This window comes from Clostridium senegalense (assembly GCF_018916625.1).
GTDB classification, from domain to species: Bacteria; Bacillota; Clostridia; order Clostridiales; family Clostridiaceae; genus Clostridium_J; species Clostridium_J senegalense.
Genome location: NZ_JAHLNC010000002.1, coordinates 81,576 through 102,963, shown reverse-complemented (window position 1 = coordinate 102,963; position 21,388 = coordinate 81,576). Strand labels below are relative to the sequence as shown.

Sequence of the window (21,388 nt, the reverse complement as noted above, 5' to 3'; positions counted from 1 at the left end):
TATGCAGATGTGGCGGAATTGGCAGACGCACTAGACTTAGGATCTAGCGCCTTTGGCGTGGGGGTTCGACTCCCTTCATCTGCACCAATTAAATAAGCGGGAGTGGCTCAGTGGTAGAGCGTCACCTTGCCAAGGTGAACGTCGCGAGTTCGAATCTCGTCTTCCGCTCCAATATGCGGGTGTAACTCAATGGTAGAGTGCTAGCCTTCCAAGCTAGTTACGAGGGTTCGATTCCCTTCACCCGCTCCAAATATGCGTTTTTAGCTCAGTTGGATAGAGCAACGCCCTTCTAAGGCGTGGGCCAGGGGTTCGAATCCCTTAAAACGCACCATTATATGGTGGCCGTAGTTCAGTTGGTAGAGCACCAGGTTGTGGCTCTGGGTGTCGTGGGTTCGAGTCCCATCGGCCACCCCATATAAAATTAATAGTTACTTAAAGAATGTTGGGATATCGCCAAGCGGTAAGGCACCAGACTTTGACTCTGGCATTCGTAGGTTCAAATCCTGCTATCCCAGCCATATGGTTCACTAGCTCAGTCGGTAGAGCACATGACTTTTAATCATGGTGTCCGGGGTTCGATTCCCCGGTGAGCCACCAAAATTATGCAGATGTGGCGGAATTGGCAGACGCACTAGACTTAGGATCTAGCGCCTTTGGCGTGGGGGTTCGACTCCCTTCATCTGCACCAATTAAATAAGCGGGAGTGGCTCAGTGGTAGAGCGTCACCTTGCCAAGGTGAACGTCGCGAGTTCGAATCTCGTCTTCCGCTCCAATATGCGGGTGTAACTCAATGGTAGAGTGCTAGCCTTCCAAGCTAGTTACGAGGGTTCGATTCCCTTCACCCGCTCCAAATATGCGTTTTTAGCTCAGCTGGATAGAGCAACGCCCTTCTAAGGCGTGGGCCAGGGGTTCGAATCCCTTAAAACGCACCATATACAAAAGGATAAAGGATTTTAAAGGAACAGATGATGGACTTTGTAATAAGTGCCATTAGCTCAGCTGGAAGAGCACTTGACTCTTAATCAAGGGGCCCAGGGTTCGAAACCCTGATGGCGCACCATTTAAACGAAAGATAAGAGATTGAAGTGAATCAACACAGTGTGTGCCATTAGCTCAGTTGGTAGAGCACTTGACTCTTAATCAAGGAGCCCAGGGTTCGAGACCCTGATGGCGCACCATTTAAAACCAAAATATCGGGGTGTGGCGCAGATGGGAGCGCGCGTGGTTTGGGACCATGAGGTCGCAGGTTCAATCCCTGTCACCCCGACCACTTTAAAAATATGCGGGTGTAACTCAATGGTAGAGTGCTAGCCTTCCAAGCTAGTTACGAGGGTTCGATTCCCTTCACCCGCTCCAAATTGTTTAAAAAGATTACTAAGTTAAAGTTTTACTTTAGTTTAGTAATCTTTTTGTTTTTCTTATTTATAAACATATACGTTACTTATTTCAATAATATTTACATTGTATAATTATATAAAGGTTACGAATAACACATAAGCTTGAAATTAATACTACGAACTAAAGTATTTTAATATGTTTACGATTATAAAAATAGTAAATAATAAATAATGTAAAGATTATTAGTTTACATAAATATTTATATGAGTTATTAGTATTTTACATTGTAGTTTTATGAGTAGAAGTTTAAGAACTAATATTACAATGATAATGCATATAAAGGTATTAAATTATACATAATTATTAAGCAAGAAATATATATATAATAAATAAGCACCTATAGCTCAGCTGGATAGAGCGGTGGACTTCGAATCCAATTGTCGCAGGTTCAAATCCTGTTAGGTGTACCATAAATATTGAAAATAGGGCATTTACAGAGATGTGAAAAGCTCTATGGAGAATACAGTTGATTGTTTAAGTAAAAAATTACTTAGAAATTGGCTGTATTTTTTAAAGACAAAAATTACTACAAGGCTTGAGTTACCGTACTTTGAGCATTATAAACTTTATAAAAAATATATTGATAATTATTTTCAAGAGTACAACGTACTTAAGGTGGAACATTTTATAGAATATATGGCACATATAAAATTTAACTAATACAATTATTACTGTAGAAGCAGATAACAGTGAAGCAAATTATTAAGATAACACACTTTATACAATTTCAGCTAGTTAAAAATGTTTACAATTGTCAAAATTTTAAGTATAATTGAAAATGTGCAAAAAATAAACTTACGTAAAAACACGACATAAGTTTGATTCGAAAATTAAATTATTTTGTTTTTAAAAATTAATATCATTCTAATATATAGTCTAAGTAATTATCAAGTTGTTTTTTAGAATATATTAAATATATTCTAAAAAACAACTTGATAGGGTATAGGTGGATAATTATTAGAAAAATAAGAGATTAAAAGAAAGTTTAAATAAACAAAGGTGGTATTAACATGTCAATTATACATCATATTTGTATTCAAACAGATAGGTACGAGGAGTCGCTTAAATTTTATACTGAAATTTTAGGGTTTAGATTAATTAAAGAAACAAAAAATTTTCATAGTAGAAAGTTTAATTCCTGGTTACAATTAAAAGACTTTATGATTGAACTACAAACGGAAAAGACTGGGGATACATTAAAAGATTGGAGTTCATTAAATAAAGGAATAGTCCATATGGGTTTTTTAGTTAATGATGTTGAAGAAGAATATAATAGAATAAAAGAATTAAATTATAATAAATTTAAAATTAAAAATGGGAAAGAACTATACAAAGTTGAAGATGGCTATTTATTTAAAGTAAAAGCACCAGAAGGAACAGAAGTTGAGATAAGAGATAAAAAAATATAATTTCTCTTGCTATTCCTGTGTCTATATGTATTTGTATTTGAGTCTTGTTTTCTCTAATATAATTTAAAATTATTTTAGTAAATAAATACATCAAGTATTAAGCATACCATTGAGTGTACAGCGCATAAGATAATAAAATGAACTATATGTAATAGATAGCTAGCAGAAAAATGGCTCTCAGAAGTAAGAATTAGAGAGCCAAAGCTTTTTGTACATTGGAATTTTAGATGAATAGATATTATTGAATTATAAAAGGCATATGAAAGGAGATTTTCATGTATGGATCTGTGAGAAGTTTGAGACAAAATTCCTCTTACTTAGTTGACTGAAAGGACGGAAAACAACATAATTATTTTCCTCCTACTCGATTTAAAAGTATTGTAAATTTCATTTTGTCATGATCTTACCATCATAGAATTTAATAATGATATAATACTTAGAAAATTTTTGATATTTATCTATTAATTTCATTAACCAATTTTTTATTATCTAAATAATACAATTTATTACAACACCTAAATATAGATTCATCATGAGATATTATTATTATAGTTTTATCTTTTAAATATGTTTCAATAAAATCTATTAATAAACTTTTATGTTTATTATCTATATAATTAAGTGGTTCATCTAATATATAAATCTCACCATTTAGGAACAAGCCTCTTAATATTTGAACTATTTTTTTCTCGCCAGCAGAAATTTTATTGTCATTATTACTTATTTTCATATCTAGGTCTATATTATTATTTTTAAATAAATTGAATAATTTGTTTTTATTCATAAATTTTTTAAAATCTTCTTTAGATGTATTATTTAAAGTTATATTTTTTATTATAGTATCATTAAAAATATAGCTATTAGAAGGAATTAAGATTACTTTTTCTCGTAACTTATTATAATTTATATCTTTGAAATTTATATTATTATAATACCCATTACCATCATAATTAGGTGTAATCATAGAAATTATATTTGCTAAAGTAGATTTCCCGGATCCATTTCCACCTTTAATTCCAATTTTATCACCGCTATTTATGGTTAAATCTAATCCATTTAGCATGATTTTATTATCATAACTAAATTTAATATTTTCTAATTTAAGCGAGCTAAATTCTGGCAATATATCTATTGTTCCATGATTCTCATTTTCAATATTTATAAATGAGTTAAGCCTACTTAATGATATCTTAGATATTTTTAAATTTTTAGGTAAGTCCATAAAATATTCAACTGGATCCCAAAGTCTAGAAAAATATAACGTAAATGATATTAAAGTTCCTATAGTAAAGTATTTTTGTATTACTAAGTATCCTCCTAAACAGTAAATTAATAAAGTTGAAAAGTTCATTATTCCAGTGGTAAAAATGTAGTTATATTTCATATTATATTTAGCATTTTTAAGCGAAGCTTTATTATATTTTTTTATACTGTTAAAAAACTTATTATTTATATACTTATATGCATTACTTACTCTAATATCAAAATTACCATTTAAGGTCTCCTCAGATAATGTTTTTAAATTTTCATCTTCACTAATTATAGCTTTATTTGCTATCTCTATATGAGGCATATATATTTTACATATCAATAGAAATATCGGTATTAATAATATTAATATTACTGTAATAAAGATATTTAATTTGAGCATAATAAAACATATAGAAATACTATATATTATATTAATAATAGTTTCTGTGTATATTTGTATTATTAAGGGCCTAACAGTTTGAGTATCATTAAAAATTCTCTGAATAAACTCACCATTACTTACTAATTTAATCTTGCTAAACGGCAACATCATAGATTTTTTTATTAAATTTCTTTTTAGCTCACTTAACACCGAAATCTCTATAAATTCTTTAATATAATAGTTTATAGATAAAAATACTTGAAATACTATCATAAGCATTACTAGTATAATCGTATATTTTTTTAGATTTAATAAATCATTATATTGTATTGTATCAATTAAGAGTTTTGTCATATAGGGTATAGCTAACATACATATTTTCTTACCAATACTTGTTAAAAAATAAATAAAAATTAATATATATCGTTTTTGATAATACTTCTTAAAAAAACTATATGTTTCCTTCATAATATTCCTTTCTTTTTATATTTCTTCTAAATATAAAGTTTTTAAAATTTCTTTATTTACTGCTTTTAATAAATCATAATTACAATTTGATTTATTTATGTCTTTTTTATTTATATACGAATTAAATCTACATCCTGTATGGCAAATAGGAATAAATTCGCATTTTTTTTGAAAACATTCATAATACAATTCAATATTTAAATAGTCTTTTATACAATTAACTTTAGAATTTATATCTCCAACTATCCCATCTTTTTTACCAACCATACTTAAACATTTATATAATTTTTTATTTGCTGAAAATATTATAGAGTTTTTTCTTTTTGATATACATATAGAACCTGACTCAAAAAAAGTAGGTATATTAAATCCAAAGTGTAAAGCTAATTTATAAAATTCTAAATAGTATTTTGTAAATTCTAAATGATTTTCAATAAACCCTTCATCAGTTTTATCAATAGAGGCCTGTTCTATTAATCCAAAATTTAGATGTATTTTATCTTTATACATACTAAATTTATCGTTTAAATATTCTATTAAATTTGGCATATCATTAATATTTTTTTTATCATAATTTAGTCTTAGTGTAATGGTTTCTACATTTTTAGTTAATAAATAATCAATATTATTTATTATTGTTTTAAATGAGCCTTGTCCACTTTTTAAAATTCTTCTTGTATCATGCACGTTACCCTTTCCATCTAAAGTTATTTGTACATTTGATAAATTATAACATATCAAAAAATCAATTTTTTCACGTGAGAATAAATATCCATTTGTTATTATTTCACTTTTTAATATAACATTATTTTTATCACACTCAAATTTTATTCTTTTTAACAAATATTCTATAAAATCCCAATTTAAAGTTGGTTCACCACCAAAAATGCATAAATCTAATATTTCAAACTTATTTAAATCAAAGTATTGATTTAAAGTTCTAACAATATCAATTATGTCATCTTTATTAAGATATTGCTTTTTAGATATTCCATTTTCGTAACAATATGTACACTTAAAATTGCAATCTGTAGTAGCTAAAACAGTCATATTAAATTTAGTACTATTTTTATATTTATAATCTATAATTTCGCGTACTTTTAATATTTCATAAGATTCATCACAAACTATAAATTCCATTCTAACAAATTCATTAATAATACTTTGGATGTCTTTTTTGATTTTCATTTATATCATTATTACTTATATTTTTTAGAAAATTATTTATTAATAAATATTCTGTATTTTTTATCTGAACTACACTCTTATTTAGCGTATTCAATAACATTTTTTCATTTCCTACATTAGATTCTAAAAGAAATTGAGACCATCTCATTGTAAACTCCTCTTTTCTTTATATATTTTATAAAATAATAAGAGACAGAATATTCTATCTCTTATTAATAATTAAACTTTAATATTTATTATGCTCTTGCTGGACATTTATCTGGTTCATCAATTGTATTAATTGGTTTTTTTACTATTATCATTATTGCTTCCCCTTTTTCATAATTATATTTTAATGTATCTATTTAACACAATACTATATTTTTAAAGTTATTACAATTATTTTAAATTTTGGTTATTTTTAATACAAAAATATTTAAAACTATAATAGTGTGTTTTTACTTGAATAATTTTACAGTTGAATAAAAAAACAAATTCTCAAGCTATTTTTAATGACTTAAAAATTTTTTCTATAGGCATACCGTTTGCGGCAGCTTCGTAAATATATATTACTTTAGATTTTTCTAAATCTTTCTTGGCAGCTTTATATCCAGTATTAAAGTGATGATAATCATTAGAGTATATTTTGCAATAAGTATAATTTACTAACATTATTGTTAAATATCTATTGATACTTTTCTTACTTCTTACTTGATATCCATCTAGTCCTAGGTAAGTTTTGCAATCTCTAAAAAATGGTTCAATCGCCCAACGGTCGATATATTGAGTTAAAATATTTAACTGTGTTAATGATTTGTCTAAGGAAATAAAAGTTTTCAAAGCTCCATCTTTTTGAAAAGCATCTTTAGGATAACTTAAAACAATAGCAATATTTTTTCTATCTTTTAATTTGCCAATATAAGTGTAAATATAGTATTGCTTATTTTTGACGGTGACAAGGTCAAAATCTTTAATATCCAATGATGTAGCAAACTTATGAAGTTTTATTCCTAGTCTTTCATGACCTTGTGGGAAAATAACTCTGTTAGTTTTTAAAGCTCTTTCTAAAAATTTTTCATTCCAAGAACTATTTGAAAGAAATCTACTAATACTAGTTCTATGCCTTGAAGGAGCAAGCTCCTCTATGTCGGAGATTTTACCGTTAAAACCCTTTGATATCATAACATTCATTATATTTTCTAAATGCGCTAATTGAGGTTTCGTTAAGTAAAAATCAAAATTTAGTTGCTTGAAAAATTTGTATATTGATAATTCATTTGATATAATTATGTTCTGAAACATTTATGTATAATTCCTTGCTGTTATTGTTATGTTGGAACTCAATTATAATAAGGATTTATCATAAATGTTTTTTATTTTATTCAGTTGTAAAATTATTCAAGCATTTTTGCACTATTATAGTAGATTAAAAGAAAGTGGTATTACTTTCCTCCTGAACTCTTAATTATCTTTTTTAAATTGAAATACTTAATTATGCTTCTATTACCTTTAAACTTTGTATGAGTTTAATGTGAGAAGATTTGAACTTCTAGGTTCTTAACTAACTATATTTGTACTTATTTTTCTCAACTGATAACAAAAATTTATTCAATAATTTTAAAACATTTTTATGTAAAATGTAGTGTTGAATTTTAATAATTTCCGAGCAGGTCTCACTATTTTATATATTAAAGTTTAAAAACAAATAGCTTTAAGCATAAATTTAAAATAACATGTCTTTATTTATGAATTTCAGAAAAGTAAAAGCTACTTGTAAAAGATGTTATAATTATCATTATAATAATATAAGAGGATAGGGGGATAGAAAATGAATTTTAAAGAACAAATTGAAAAATTTACACCTAATAATGAACAAGAAATTCAAGATAAGAAGATAATTCTTCAGTACATAGAAAAATTCCCACATAATATTTTAGTTAGAGAAAATGAGTTTGCACATATTACAAGTTCAGGTTTTATATTAAATGAGAATCTAGACAAGATGTTGATGATACACCATAATATAAGAAAAACATGGTCTTGGACAGGAGGGCATGTAGATGGCGATAAAGATTTTCTACATGTTGCTATAAAGGAGGCAAAAGAAGAAACTGGAATTAATAATGTAAAGCCTCTTGGAAGTGAAATTGTATCATTGGATGTTTTACCAGTAGATGGACATATAAAGAATGGGAAATATGTTAATACACATGTACATCTATCTATAGCATATATTCTTATTGCAAGTGAAGAGGAAAGATTAAAAGTAAAAGATGATGAAAATAGTGCTGTAGCATGGTTTGAAATAGATAAACTTAATGCAAAGTATTTTAGCGATAGGGACATATATTTATACAATAAATTAATTAATAGGGCTAAAGATATTAATAGAAATAATGAATTTAATATAGGAAAGAATAAGTAACTTAAAAAATTTATGATAAAGAACTGAAAATTTTAATGAATGTATAAAAATAGGACTTTAAAAGTTTACTTTTTTAAAGTCCTATTTTTATTAATATATAGTGAGTTACATTACTAAAATTAATATATCGAATAAAAGATTGTCCTGTGCTTCTACATTAGTTTTTTTGTTTTCTTTCAAGAAAAAAATATATATTTTCAAATAAATAATTCATAGCAACCTAAAAATATAATTATTGCTCCAGATATAAGTGAAGCATACTTTCCAAATAATTTAGAGAGGTAACTAGTACCAATTAAATATCCTAAAATAATAAATAATAAGCTAAATATAAATGTAAAAATAGTAGTTAGAAATATATTAAGACCGGTTATACTTGCACCAATTCCAACTCCTAAGTTGTTTATGGTAAGGGCAAATGCAAGTAATATTGATTCTTTAACATCTATACATGAAGAATTATCGCTATCGACTAATTCAGGATTGTCTAAAATATTTTTGTAATCACCTATCATATTATCTAATTTATTTTTTTTCTTTTTCTTTTGAAAGTAGGATTTTATAAAAAATTCTAATATAAACCATAATCCTAATAATATTAATATAGCACTTCCAAGTATATTTGCTGTCTTAGCTGAAATGAAATGAAGTATAGCTTTACCTAAGCACATAGAAAGAAAAGTGCCTAAAGCTGATATTATAGCTATTAAAAAATTACTTAATATATTAATTTTAATTTTTTTAATTCCATAAGCTATTCCTACAGCAAAATTATCTATATTTGCTGAAATAGAAAATAGTAGTGAAGATAGTATATGCATTATATTCCTCCAATTAAAAGCTATATTCGTAGTATATTCATGAAAATATGACAATGTTCCACCTTATGAATTTTAAGTTAAATTTATGAAATCTATTTAACTTAAAATATATTTATTAAAATTTCCATGTAAAGTTATTTTTTTATTTTATTAATATAACTTTAGTACAATATTTTGTATTTCAATAGATAAAAATACTATAAAAAACACAATAAATTTTAAGAATTTGTTAAGGAAAAAAAGTATAAAAATGACATTTAAATTAAAATATATTGCAAAAAATGCAAAAAATAATAATAAAAATACATTAAATTACATTAAAAATTAAAAAAATAAAATTTTATTATAAAATTGTTTCAAAATTCATAAAAATAAAACTTGATTAGATTTAATTAAAAATATAATCTATTAAATAAGAAATATTTATATAAGTGAACTTATGACAAAAAGGGGGACGTTATCTATGAAAAACAAAAAGTTAATTGCAACTATATTAACACTTTCATTAACATCATCAATATTAGTTGGATGTGGAAGCAACACTGAAAAGGATGGAGATAATGCTAATTCACAAGAAGTTAAAATGGATGAACAGCAGTATTTAAATACTGTACTTCTTGCTGAACCTAAAACGTTGGATCAATCTAAATCAAGTGACCTTTATTCATCTGTAATTTTAACTAATGTAGGTGAGGGGTTAACTAGACTTGAAAATGATGAAAATGGAAAAGAAGTTGTTAAACCTGCTGGAGCTGAAAGTTGGGAACAATCAGAAGATGGATTAAAATGGACATTTAAGTTAAGGGATATGAAATGGTCTGACGGACAACCAATAACAGCAAATGATTATTATTATGGAATAACTAGAACATTAAACTTAGAAATTGGATCACCATATGCTTTCTTATTATTCCCAATAAAAAATGCTTCTGCATATAATGCAGGAAAAGCAAAAGTTGAAGATGTTGGAGTTAAGGTTATAGATGATAAGACTATAGAATTTACTTTAGAAAATCCAACACCGTATTTCTTAGATTTAACATATTTTAAAGTAATGCAGCCTCAAAGAAAAGATGTAGTTGAACAAAGTGGTGAAAAATATGGTAGTGAATCAAACACTATGGTATTTTCTGGACCGTTTATTATAAAACAATGGATTCATAATAATATGGTTGAATTAGAAAAGAATCCACAGTACTGGGATGCTGAAAATGTTAAATTAGAAAAAGCAACATTTAAAATTATAAAAGAAGAAACAGCTAGAATGAACGAACTTTATAATGGTTCACTAGACATGGCTGGAGTTACAAAACCAGAGTGGGTTAGTAAACTTGATGGAAGTGGACAATATGAAGTAATAAAGGGATATGATGCATCATCAGCATATATGTTTTTTAATCAGGATGATTCATATTTTAAAAATGAAAAAATAAGGAAAGCATTTATACTTGCAACAGATAGAGAAGGTATGAGTGAAACATTATATAAAGGTCTAGCAGAGCCTGCATTAGCTTGGTGTCCACCAGCTGTTCAAATTGGAGGGGAAGAGTTTAGAAGCAAAGTTAACTATAATCCTGTTGAAGAATTGGCAAAGGAAAATCCTGATCCAAAAGCATTATTAATAGAAGGATTAAAAGAAGAAGGTATGGATCCAGACCCATCTAAACATACAATAAAGTTTTTACAATCAGGTACAGATGCTAAATCAAAGGAATTTGCTGATTTTGAACAGCAAAATTTTGAAAAAGTATTAGGCATAAAAATTGAATCTGAATTTACTGAGTGGGCAGTATTTCAGACTAGAGAATCAACTCAAGATTATCAAATGGCTTCTATGGGATGGACAGGAGACTATAATGATCCTATGACATTCTTTGATATGTGGGCTAGTACAGCAGGGGTAACTAATACTGGATGGTCAAATGAAAAATATGATGAAATGATAGATGAGATCAGTAAAACAGTTGACCAAGGTAAGAGAACAGAGTTATTTAAAGAAGCAGAAAAATTGTTAATACATGAAGATGGTGTAATAAGTCCAACGGTTTATAGATTTAAGAATACATATGTTCGTAATTATGTTAAAAACGTATCTAATACAACATTTGGAGTTGGAGCATCAGACCTTAAATATGTGTACACTGCAGGACGTTAAAAAGTGTATTAAAGTTAAAAAAAAGACTAGAGTTTAAGTTTTAATAGATTTATTATAAGGGGCACTGAAAAGTGCCCTTATTTTAATTGAAATGCACTTATTAAAATAATACTCCAATACTTAATGAGATAGAATTAATTTTAAGAATAAAATATAATATAACAAAAGTAATAAAAAAATAATAATTGTATAAGACTATTATTATAAATTAGAAGATTTAATTAAAATTGTGTAGTGGTATAGGGAAAATGAAGAATTATTAATTAATAATCAAATATTAATTTAAGCTTTTTAGCTTGATAAATAAATAATTTTAAAACCTTATATATAGGAAAACAAGCTCGAATTTAAATTTATTCATCAAATTTTTGTTATCAGTTGAGAAAAATAAGTGCAAATATATTTAGTTATGAATTATGAATTTAGGATGAAAGTGACAACCACTTTCTAAAAATGATTTTAAAAAATCTATCAATATAATTTGCTTTACAAATTTATAAAAAAGTACGTTGAGAATTACTAGGAACGAAGTGAGTAGCAATAACCACAACTGTTCACTATTCACTCTTAACTTTTAACTAAAATAATTTGTTAGTTACTGATAAAACATTAATTTGAATTTTCTCATTTGATAAATGAATAAGTTTAAGATTTAATTTGGAACCCTATAGCACATTAAGTAATTGTATATGAAAATAATAGGGAGATAGCAATGAATATTTTTACAATTGGTCATTCAAATTATACGATGGAAAAACTGATAAATATGTTAAAATACTTTAAAATTGATTGTGTAGTAGATATTAGGGGAACTCCTTACTCTAAATATAATGTTCAATTTAATAAAGAAGTTATAGAAGAATCTTTAAAAGATGCAGAGTTTATTTATATTTATATGGCAAAAGAGTTAAGTGCAAAAAGAGAAAATAAAACTTCATATAACAAAGAAGGTTATGCAGATTTTGAAAAAGTTATTTATGAAGATGAATTTAAAAAAGGAATTGAAAGATTAAGACTAGGTTGTGAAAAAGGATATAATGTGGCAATTTTAGGTGCGATGCAAGATCCTATAAGGTGTCATCGCAGTATATTAGTTGGCAGAGCTTTAAGAAAAACAGGATTTAGTGTTAAACATATATTAGATGATTACTCCTTGGCAACTCAAGAAAAAATAGAAGAAAAGTTATTAGAAAAATATTTTCCTAATAGAAATCAAATAACTATAGATTCATTAATTGGTAAAAGTATTACAAAAGATGATATGATTTATGAAGTATATAAATTAGCTAATAAAGAAATAGGATATAGAATAGAAAATTTAAAAAATAATAATGATTAATTCGGATTTTATTAGTTAAACATCAAAGGTCAACCTTTGATGTTTTTTATAAAATAATTTTTGTGAAATTTTATTAAACATATTGACTAAAACAATTATAAGAGTATAATAGTTCGCATAGGAACTATTTGGTTCTTATGCGAACTAAAAGGAGGGCATTTTATGAGCGATACTATGAATTCTTTTGAAATAGCCATGTTGATTAAAGAAATATATTCAATGACAACTAATAGTATTAGTAATAGTTTAAAACCATGTGGATTAACACATCAACAGATTATGGTAATGAAATTAATAGGTCATAAAAAAAAGATTACTATTTCTCAATTATGTGAGGAAATGTCTTTAGCAAAAGGAACTGTTTCTGGAATTGTACAAAGGCTAGAAAATGCAGGGTACGTAAAAAAAATTAAAGATGATAAAGATAAAAGAAATACATATGTAGTTTTTTCAGAAAAAGGATTAGAGTTTGCTAAAGAATTTAGAACATCTATAAACAATACTTTTGATAAACTATTTGAAAGTTTAAGTATTGAAGAGCATAAAAAAATAGAAGAAGCTCTTAAATTATTATCTAAAAAAATGAAAGAGAGTGAAGAATAATGGATATAAAATTAATTTTTGCAATAATAACAATTACATTGGCATTAGTATTTTATACTACAGGTGTATTTGGGGAAAGAAAGTCTAAAATGCTTCAAAAAAAGCATGTGGTTATATTTTGGTTAGGGTTAGTATGTGATACAGTAGGTACATTAACCATGGGGCAGATAGCCAAATCTCAAACAAACAGCATCTCAACAATATCTCAAAACATACATGGCATTACAGGGGCTTTAGCTATAGTTCTAATGTTATTTCATGCTTTATGGGCAACATGGGTTTTATATAAGGATGATAAAGATAAAAAAGTATCATTTCATAAGTTTAGTATATTTGTTTGGTTAGTTTGGTTAGTACCTTATGTAGTAGGCATGGTTATTGGAATGAGTAATTAAGTGTACATATAGATGTTTAAAATAATTGATAAAATATAATTTTAAATTCAATGAAAACTATAATAACTAATATTAAAGCTAAGAATCAGATAAAGACAGGATTCTTAGCTTTAAATTTGTTAATACACAAAAAGCATTATTTTTAACTTATAGATAATAAATGTATAATAAACATATGTTTAAATTTATTGTAATAAATATAGGGGGAATTTATGAAAATACTAAGTGTAAAAGATGTGCATTACAAAAGAGAAAATACTAATATACTTAACGGAGTAACATTTAATGTGGAAAAAGGGGATTGTATATCGATTATAGGATCATCAGGAAGTGGAAAAAGTACATTGCTTAAAATTTGTGCGGATTTATTACCGATAAACAAAGGTGAATTATATTTTAAAGGAGAAATTTATTTAAATTATAATCCTTTAGAAATTAGAAAACAAATAAGTTATTGTGTTCAGTTACCATATTTGTTTGGCGTAAGTGTTTATGATAATTTAGAATTCCCATTTAAGGTGCGTAAAGAACCTTTTGATAGATATAGAGTTATAGAACTACTTAAAAAATTTAATCTAGAAGAAGAGTTTTTACAAAAAGATATAGTTAATTTATCTGGCGGAGAAAAGCAAAGGGTTTCAATTATAAGAAATTTAATTTATACACCAGAAATAGTGCTATTAGATGAAGCTACATCAGCTTTAGATAAAGAAAATTCTAAGTGTGTTGAAAATTACATTAAAGAATTAAATATTCAAGGAGTAACTGTTTTATGGGTTACTCACAATTTAGAACAAAGTACAAGCATTTTTAATAAAAGAATATTAGTTTCAGAAGGAAAAATAGATAGAATGGAGGTTATTAAATAATGAGTACAATGTCACTTATTATAGCATCATGTTTAGTTGCAATACCTATATTTATATCTTATAAAGAACACTTGAATTTAGAAAAAGAAATATTAGTAAGTATTTTAAGAGCAATCATTCAATTGGTTATAGTTGGATATATTTTAGATATAATTTTTGGTTTAGAAAAGCCAATGTTTACGATTTTGTTAATACTAATTATGATTATAAATGCAGCTGTAAACACTAAAAAAAGAGGAGCAGGAATAAATCATGTAGTTTTAATATCTTTTATATCCATGGTTTTAGGAACTATAGTAACTATTACTGTACTTGTAGCATCAAAAGCTATAGCATTTAGACCTAATGAAGTTATACCTATAGCAGGTATGGTAGTAAGTAATTCAATGGTGGCTATTGGATTAAGTTATAGAAATTTAATTAATTCTTTTAATCTAAAAAGAGTAGAGGTAGAAGTTAAATTATCCTTAGGTGCGGATATTAAAGAGGCATCTAGAGACATATTGAGAGAAAGCATAAAAATGGCGTTATCTCCAACCATTGATTCAGCTAAAACTTTAGGAATAGTTTCATTACCAGGAATGATGACTGGGCTTATTTTAGCAGGAACTGCTCCACTTATAGCAATTAAATTTCAAATAATGGTTACTTTTATGATTCTATCTTCATCATCAATAGCCACAATGATAGCTACATATATGAGTTATAAGGATTTCTTTAATGATAGAAAACAATTAAAGATATAGTTATAAAAAACTGTTTTAAAGGAAACTTAAAAAGTTACTTTAATACAGTTTTTCTATTATAATAAATTTAAAATTAGAATATAGTTTGATAAATAGAGTGCGTTAAGGTTTGCAAAATAAATTAAATAAATAGTTTAAAATAGTAAATATATGTTAATGATATAAATGAATATATATTATAAAGGGGATGAAGTCCATGAAAATAGTTGATTTAAGAAAATATGACTTCTACTTTGGAAATGTGACAAAAGCAAATGATAAAGAATTTATATTTGGACATATGAATAAAGAATGTGGAAATGTTTATCTTCATTTTTATAAATATGATTTGATTGAAGATAGTATTATAAAATTAAATAAACACGGTATACCTATGTATGATTTTACAACTACATTAAGTACTATTATAGAGGATGGATATATTTATACTAATGTTTTAGGCATGTCTAGTTACTATGATTTTTATAAAATTTCTATTCAAAATGGTACCGTAGAAAAGTTATACAGTTTTGATAAAAGTGGAATAATAAATATGTTAAATAGTAGATATGTTTTAGCTTATGGAGAAGAATATAAAGATGACGAGGATATGTATGAATCTATATATGAAGAAGATGGAATTTTATATTTAATAGATTTAATTGAAAAAAATACATATGTTATAAAAGATAATATAATTAGGCTTGAAGATGGAGGATATTTTAAAGTTTATAAGTATAACAATGAGGAATGGATAGTTTTTGAAACAGATCAAAACATAAATAATAATTCAGTAAAACTACATATTCATAAAGATGGTTATGGTGTTAGTTTAATGAGAGTAAAGGTAAGTCAATTAGTAAAAGATGTTAAAAATAATGAAGAGAGTTTAAACGTAATACCTATAATGGAATGTACAGAAAATGTTGGAGTAAGATTTTTAGAAATAGATAATGACAACATTTATTTTAAAGCTACTGATTTTAAAAATAATATTGAAAAAATTTATGAAATAAGTAAAGAAAAATTTCATATAAAGAAGATTAAAGAGTACGACTTTCAAGTAGATGAAGAAGGTAGAAAATCTGTAGTTTATGATATTAATAGTAAACAATTAATTTTTAATAGGTTAAAAGCAGAGAATGTTTTTTATTGTGAGAAAAATAATAAAAAAGTAGCATCTAAAGGGGAGAAAGAAGAGTTTATAAAAATTATAGATAATAATATGATATTAGAATCTGTATATGAAGATAAAATAAGAGTTATAAATTTAGATGATTTAAGTGAAAAAGAATATGAAAATAGTTATGAAGTAATAGGAAACAACCTTATACTATTTGAAATTATTTAAAACCAAATAACATGTTTTAAGGATAAAAGAAATATACTGTATTAAGTATATTTCTTTTATTTTGAGGTGATATTATGAAAAAAATAAATGTAAAATTAATTTTATGGATAGTATTTTGGATAATAGCAGGAGTGTTTGTATACACTGCTTATAATGTACTTATAGGTTTTACTATTTAAAAAATAGAATTATATATAATTAATTTTATGATATAATGTTTTAGATAATTTAATTAGTATATACGGAAGATGAGGAGTTGAACAAATGAAGAATAAGTGGAAATTTAGAACTATAGTAAGCTTGTTATTAGTGTTTTTAATAAGTTTTTTAATGATCGGTTGTGAAATAGAAGGGGATATTTCAGATAACAAAAATACTAAAGAAAATAATTTAGTTGTAAGTTTTATAGATGTAGGACAAGCAGACAGTATTCTAATACAATGTGGAAATGAGAATATGTTAATTGATGCAGGTAATAATGATGATGGAAAAATAGTAGAAAATCACTTGAAAAAGATGAATGTATCAAAAATAGATTATTTGGTAGGAACTCATCCACATGAAGATCATATAGGGGCGTTGGATTATGTGATAGATAATTTTAAAATTGGTACTGTTTATATGCCTAAAAAGACAGCTACAACTAAAACTTTTAAAGATGTTGTAAATTCTTTAAATAAAAAGGGATTAAAACCTATAGCACCTAAAGTAGGAGATACTTTTAATATAGGTTCAGCGAAAGCTACAATTATTGCACCAGCAGAAGATTATAAAGATGCTAATGAGTCTTCTATAGTTATAAAAATTCAATATGAAGATACAAGCTTTTTATTTGCTGGAGATGCAGAAACTCTTTCAGAAAATGATATGCTTAAAAGTGGAATAGATTTAAGTGCTGATGTTTTAAAGTTAGCACATCATGGATCACGCACTTCTTCTAGTGAGAAGTTTTTGGATAAGGTAAACCCTAAGTATGCAATTATAAGTTGTGAAAAAAACAATGATTATGGTCATCCACATATAGAAACTATAAATAAAATGAAAAATAGAAATATTGTATTACATAGAACAGATGAAGAAGGAACAATAATTGCCGTAAGTGATGGTAAAAATATTAGTTTTGATAAAGATAATGGAACTTATAATGAAGGTGAAAAAGTTAATATAGAACAAAATGATGAAAAAGATTTAGAGGAAGATAGTATATCAGAAAATAAAAATAAAGATGATATGAAAGTTTATTTTACTGAAAAAGGAAAATCATATCATTTAGATAAAGGTTGCTCTAGTCTTAAAAATAGTAAAAATATATTAATGGGAACATTAAAAGAAGCAAAAGATAAGGGTAAATCTGATCCCTGTGATAGATGCGCATTATAATATAAATAAAGAAACAGAATGACTTTTTATTTGTCATTCTGTTTCTTTATATTGAATCTTTATTATCTAATATTTTTTTTGTTTTAGTTTCTTTTGTAAAGTCCCAAATGTTAATAATTAAAACTTTAAATATATTATATATAGGTACTGCAACAAATGCTGCAAAAAATCCTCCGAAATATACACTAGCAGTAATAACAATTATAGTTGTTAAAGGATACATGTTAAGTTGGTTTCCTGTTATATTAGGAGTTATAACATTTCCTTCTAATTGTTGAACAATTATTGCTAATAATATTACTTTTATAACCATAGGGAAACCCATACCTAATGCTAAGATTAGTGCTGGAAATACTCCAAGTACTGCACCTAAAAAAGGTATAAATGAGGTTATAAATGAAAAGAAAGATAATACGAAAGCGTTAGGCATTCCAAGTATTAAATAACCAATAAACATTAAACTGCCCAGTATAAATGCTACCATTACTTGAGCAGAAATATATTGTTTTAAAACAGTATCAATGTCTTTAAGAATTTTTATGATAAATGTTTTAGATTTGCTAGGTAGAAAATTACAAAGGGAATTATATATCTTATATTCATCTTTTAATATGTAAAACATTATTATAGGGATTAATATAAGTTGTGCAAAAAAGTTACCTACAGATCCGACTACAGAAAATGCACCCATACTAATATCTAAAAATGAAGTTGTTATAAATGATGATAATCTACTTAACATATCATTAAATTTAAGAAAATCATTTAATTGTGGAAATAAATAGCTGTATTTATTAGCTAAATTTTCCAAGGTTTGATTTAAAGATTCTATTAGTGAAACTCCCTCATTAGCTACGACTGAACCTGTAAATATACTCATCATAACAATTAAAACTATTATGGAAACTATAGTTATAATAGTTGCTAAAACATTAGGTACATTATGAGCTTTTAAAAATCTATTTATTGGTCTTAGAATATAGTAAAGGAATATAGCTAATATCATAGGTATAAGCATAGCATCCTTTAAGCTTACAAGTGGAGTTAATATGAAATTAACTTTCGTTAATAAAAATATACCTAATAATACTAAATTTAAAATTACTAGATAATATATAGGTTTTTTATTTACCAATATGTACACCTCCTTATAAAGTTTATTAGATAAATATAGAGAAACAATCTCACATTTAAATTTATTCAATAATTTTAAAATATTTTCATACAAAATGTAGTGTTGAATTTCAGGCGTTTCCGAGGATGTTTCACTATTTTGAATATCCAAGCTTTCAAATAATTATTTTAAAAGTAATTTTGTAAGCGAATATTATACCAATTATAGCAAAAGCTTTTTATAATTTAAACTGCTTTTAAGTTATAAAAGTTATTTATCTTTAAAAATTAATTATTTTAAGGATAAATAACTCTTATAATTAATTAAAACATATCCTTTTTATTGAAAAGTAGTGCTACACATACAGTAATAACTAATATTATTAATACAGTAATAAAAAAACCAAATTTACCATCAGTGAAAGGAATTCCACTAACATTCATACCAAATACACCAGAAATAAGAGTTGGTATAGAAAGTACAATTGTAACAGATGTTAAAAATTTCATAACCATATTTTGATTGTTAGAAATAATAGAAGCAAAAGTTTCTGTGGTACTACTTAAAACATCACTATATATGTTACACATTTCAATTGCCTGACGGGTTTCTATTATTACATCTTCTAATAAATCAGTATCTTCATCATATTTTTTTAGCATTTCTAATTTAAGTAACTTTTGTAATGTAGCCTCATTAGATTTTAAAGATGTTGAAAAATATACTAGTGATTTTTGTAAAGATAAAAGTTGAAAAAGTTCCCTATTTCTTATTGATTTATAAAGACTCTTTTCTACTAACAGGCTCTTTTTATTTATTTGTCTTAAATATAATAAGAAATATTTAGCTGCTCTAAATAAAATTTGCAACATAAATCTTGAACGTTTAAAGGAATAAAAAGATTGTATTTTTCCTTTTTCAAAATCACATATTATATTACTGTCTTTAAGAGATACAGTTACTATATTATCTTTTGAATGTATGATTGCCAAAGGATAAGTATCATAAGTTAATGAGTTATCATCTATATCAGTAATAGGAATATCAATAATAACTAAAATACAACCATCTTCAATTTCAATACGAGAGCCTTCTTCTTCATCTAACGCTGCTTTTAAAAAATCTAATGGAATATTAAGTTTATTAGATACAAAATGAGCTTCTTCATCAGTTGGATTAATCATATTAATCCAGCATCCATTTTGAATAGTATTTATTTTATTTAAATTACCGCTAAGCTCACTTTTGTAAATTGAAAGCATAAATTAACACCTCATTATTAAGAGCCTAGGAAAATTATATACTTTTATTATATTATTGACAATAATTACTCAATAAATCATAATAATTATTATTATAATAAATATACATATATATATATGTATATAGGGATATAAGTTTAAAGGACAAATTATAAATTAAAATTTTTATTTAAATTAACAATAATAAAAAATAGTTACTAATATAGTTTTTTATTTATATAAAGATTTCTAGAGTGATAAAGGTATATAATAGAACTTTAGATCAGAGCCTTATATACGTAGTTTTTCATGTTTACTAATTAATTAAATGGAGGCTTAGATGAGCATTATTCAACTTGTGTGGATAGCCATTGCTGTTGGATTAGATGCATCAGCAGTAGCATTTGGAATTGGTTTAAATGAGAAGGTAGAAATGAAAGATAAATGCTGTTTAACATTATCCTTTGGGTTCTTTCAGTTCTTATTTTCTTTTATAGGTGGAAGCCTTGGAAAAACTTTTTCAGATAATATAATAACAGTACCAACTATTATAAGTGGAATGGTTATAGCTATAGTTGGTATAATGATGATTAAAGAGGGCATGGAAAACCAAGGAGAATATCCACTACTAAGTGGAAAAATATACTTTATAATTGGAATATCAGTGAGTATAGATGCAATGGTTGTAGGTTTTATAACCTTAATAAATATTACTTATGGTATTTTAATGATATATAGTTTAATTATTGGAAGCATTGCTTTAATTATGAGTATAATATCCTTCATAATTTCAAAATATTTAGGCAGAATAAATTTAATAGGTAAATATGCAAACTATATAGGTGGGGTGATATTAATTTTATTTGGATTAAAGATGATTTTTTTATAAGAGAGG

At 25.9% G+C, this 21,388-nt stretch carries 18 protein-coding genes and 16 tRNA genes; 27 read left to right on the top strand and 7 right to left on the bottom strand.

Annotated features, from left to right (window positions below):
• Window positions 1–3 precede the first annotated feature (3 nt).
• The 17 genes from KQI36_RS05745 to KQI36_RS05665 all read left to right on the top strand — a co-directional run bounded on the left by KQI36_RS05745 (window position 4) and on the right by KQI36_RS05665 (window position 2,807).
• Window positions 4–87 (top strand) — tRNA-Leu (locus KQI36_RS05745).
• A gap of 9 nt (window positions 88–96) precedes the next feature.
• Window positions 97–171, top strand: a tRNA-Gly gene (locus KQI36_RS05740).
• A 4-nt stretch (window positions 172–175) separates the two neighbouring features.
• A tRNA-Gly gene (locus tag KQI36_RS05735) sits at window positions 176–249 on the top strand.
• A gap of 5 nt (window positions 250–254) precedes the next feature.
• Window positions 255–331: transfer RNA gene (locus KQI36_RS05730), tRNA-Arg, on the top strand.
• Between the two features lie 7 nt (window positions 332–338).
• Window positions 339–414: transfer RNA gene (locus KQI36_RS05725), tRNA-His, on the top strand.
• Window positions 415–443: 29 nt separating this feature from the next.
• Window positions 444–518 (top strand) — tRNA-Gln (locus tag KQI36_RS05720).
• 3 nt (window positions 519–521) lie between these two features.
• Window positions 522–597: transfer RNA gene (locus KQI36_RS05715), tRNA-Lys, on the top strand.
• 7 nt (window positions 598–604) lie between these two features.
• A tRNA-Leu gene (locus KQI36_RS05710) sits at window positions 605–688 on the top strand.
• Window positions 689–697: 9 nt separating this feature from the next.
• Window positions 698–772 (top strand) — tRNA-Gly (locus KQI36_RS05705).
• 4 nt (window positions 773–776) lie between these two features.
• Window positions 777–850 (top strand) — tRNA-Gly (locus tag KQI36_RS05700).
• A gap of 5 nt (window positions 851–855) precedes the next feature.
• Window positions 856–932, top strand: a tRNA-Arg gene (locus tag KQI36_RS05695).
• Window positions 933–984: 52 nt separating this feature from the next.
• Window positions 985–1,060: transfer RNA gene (locus KQI36_RS05690), tRNA-Lys, on the top strand.
• Window positions 1,061–1,102: 42 nt separating this feature from the next.
• A tRNA-Lys gene (locus tag KQI36_RS05685) sits at window positions 1,103–1,178 on the top strand.
• A 16-nt stretch (window positions 1,179–1,194) separates the two neighbouring features.
• Window positions 1,195–1,270 (top strand) — tRNA-Pro (locus KQI36_RS05680).
• Window positions 1,271–1,282: 12 nt separating this feature from the next.
• Window positions 1,283–1,356, top strand: a tRNA-Gly gene (locus tag KQI36_RS05675).
• Between the two features lie 375 nt (window positions 1,357–1,731).
• A tRNA-Arg gene (locus KQI36_RS05670) sits at window positions 1,732–1,808 on the top strand.
• Window positions 1,809–2,408: 600 nt separating this feature from the next.
• Complete coding sequence (locus tag KQI36_RS05665; RefSeq protein ID WP_244991505.1) at window positions 2,409–2,807, top strand: VOC family protein; 399 nt, start codon at window positions 2,409–2,411, stop codon at window positions 2,805–2,807.
• Window positions 2,808–3,261: 454 nt separating this feature from the next.
• On the opposite strand, the gene KQI36_RS05660 is transcribed toward KQI36_RS05665, so the two are convergent.
• The 4 genes from KQI36_RS05660 to KQI36_RS05645 form a co-directional block, all read right to left on the bottom strand.
• Entirely contained in the window at window positions 3,262–4,908 is a 1,647-nt protein-coding gene (locus KQI36_RS05660; RefSeq protein WP_216450036.1) for an ABC transporter transmembrane domain-containing protein, read from the bottom strand.
• 15 nt (window positions 4,909–4,923) lie between these two features.
• The gene (locus tag KQI36_RS05655; protein WP_216450033.1) at window positions 4,924–6,048 is read right to left on the bottom strand and encodes a radical SAM/SPASM domain-containing protein; all 1,125 of its coding nucleotides are present in this window, start codon (window positions 6,046–6,048) and stop codon (window positions 4,924–4,926) included.
• Between the two features lie 13 nt (window positions 6,049–6,061).
• Window positions 6,062–6,244, bottom strand: coding sequence for a hypothetical protein (locus tag KQI36_RS05650; RefSeq protein WP_216450030.1), 183 nt, complete (start codon window positions 6,242–6,244; stop codon window positions 6,062–6,064).
• 329 nt (window positions 6,245–6,573) lie between these two features.
• Complete coding sequence (locus tag KQI36_RS05645) at window positions 6,574–7,377, bottom strand: hypothetical protein (RefSeq protein ID WP_216450028.1); 804 nt, start codon at window positions 7,375–7,377, stop codon at window positions 6,574–6,576.
• Window positions 7,378–7,903: 526 nt separating this feature from the next.
• On the opposite strand from KQI36_RS05645, the gene KQI36_RS05640 reads away from it, so the two are divergent.
• Entirely contained in the window at window positions 7,904–8,500 is a 597-nt protein-coding gene (locus KQI36_RS05640) for an NUDIX hydrolase (RefSeq protein ID WP_216450026.1), read from the top strand.
• A gap of 197 nt (window positions 8,501–8,697) precedes the next feature.
• Here the strand turns inward: KQI36_RS05640 and ytaF are convergent, their stop codons facing one another.
• The gene (gene ytaF, locus KQI36_RS05635; RefSeq protein ID WP_216450024.1) at window positions 8,698–9,321 is read right to left on the bottom strand and encodes a sporulation membrane protein YtaF; all 624 of its coding nucleotides are present in this window, start codon (window positions 9,319–9,321) and stop codon (window positions 8,698–8,700) included.
• Window positions 9,322–9,784: 463 nt separating this feature from the next.
• On the opposite strand from ytaF, the gene KQI36_RS05630 reads away from it, so the two are divergent.
• The 8 genes from KQI36_RS05630 to KQI36_RS05595 all read left to right on the top strand — a co-directional run bounded on the left by KQI36_RS05630 (window position 9,785) and on the right by KQI36_RS05595 (window position 18,138).
• Window positions 9,785–11,476: a peptide ABC transporter substrate-binding protein gene (locus tag KQI36_RS05630; RefSeq protein WP_010294220.1), complete on the top strand. Its 1,692-nt coding sequence runs from the start codon at window positions 9,785–9,787 to the stop codon at window positions 11,474–11,476.
• A 712-nt stretch (window positions 11,477–12,188) separates the two neighbouring features.
• Window positions 12,189–12,815, top strand: a complete 627-nt coding sequence (locus tag KQI36_RS05625; RefSeq protein WP_216450023.1) for a DUF488 domain-containing protein — start codon at window positions 12,189–12,191, stop codon at window positions 12,813–12,815.
• Window positions 12,816–12,977: 162 nt separating this feature from the next.
• Window positions 12,978–13,418, top strand: a complete 441-nt coding sequence (locus tag KQI36_RS05620; protein WP_425321721.1) for a MarR family winged helix-turn-helix transcriptional regulator — start codon at window positions 12,978–12,980, stop codon at window positions 13,416–13,418.
• A complete protein-coding gene (locus KQI36_RS05615) occupies window positions 13,418–13,813 on the top strand; it encodes an HsmA family protein (RefSeq protein ID WP_216450016.1) in 396 nt (131 codons plus the stop codon). Before KQI36_RS05620 ends, KQI36_RS05615 begins: the two co-directional genes overlap by 1 nt.
• Before the next feature lie 212 nt (window positions 13,814–14,025).
• Window positions 14,026–14,682 (top strand): ABC transporter ATP-binding protein, encoded by a 657-nt coding sequence (locus tag KQI36_RS05610; RefSeq protein ID WP_216450013.1) that lies wholly within the window; start codon window positions 14,026–14,028, stop codon window positions 14,680–14,682.
• Window positions 14,682–15,428, top strand: coding sequence for an ABC transporter permease (locus KQI36_RS05605; protein ID WP_216450012.1), 747 nt, complete (start codon window positions 14,682–14,684; stop codon window positions 15,426–15,428). The genes KQI36_RS05610 and KQI36_RS05605 overlap by 1 nt, the downstream gene beginning before the upstream one ends.
• 196 nt (window positions 15,429–15,624) lie before the next feature.
• Complete coding sequence (locus KQI36_RS05600; protein WP_216450010.1) at window positions 15,625–16,758, top strand: hypothetical protein; 1,134 nt, start codon at window positions 15,625–15,627, stop codon at window positions 16,756–16,758.
• A 264-nt stretch (window positions 16,759–17,022) separates the two neighbouring features.
• The gene (locus KQI36_RS05595) at window positions 17,023–18,138 is read left to right on the top strand and encodes a ComEC/Rec2 family competence protein (RefSeq protein WP_216450009.1); all 1,116 of its coding nucleotides are present in this window, start codon (window positions 17,023–17,025) and stop codon (window positions 18,136–18,138) included.
• A gap of 46 nt (window positions 18,139–18,184) precedes the next feature.
• Here KQI36_RS05595 and KQI36_RS05590 read toward each other — a convergent pair whose 3' ends face one another.
• Window positions 18,185–19,282: an AI-2E family transporter gene (locus KQI36_RS05590; protein ID WP_342357374.1), complete on the bottom strand. Its 1,098-nt coding sequence runs from the start codon at window positions 19,280–19,282 to the stop codon at window positions 18,185–18,187.
• Window positions 19,283–19,575: 293 nt separating this feature from the next.
• The gene (locus tag KQI36_RS05585; protein WP_010294204.1) at window positions 19,576–20,514 is read right to left on the bottom strand and encodes a magnesium transporter CorA family protein; all 939 of its coding nucleotides are present in this window, start codon (window positions 20,512–20,514) and stop codon (window positions 19,576–19,578) included.
• Window positions 20,515–20,833: 319 nt separating this feature from the next.
• Between KQI36_RS05585 and KQI36_RS05580 the strand changes: the two genes are divergently transcribed.
• Window positions 20,834–21,382 (top strand): manganese efflux pump, encoded by a 549-nt coding sequence (locus KQI36_RS05580; RefSeq protein WP_010294202.1) that lies wholly within the window; start codon window positions 20,834–20,836, stop codon window positions 21,380–21,382.
• Window positions 21,383–21,388: the final 6 nt, after the last annotated feature.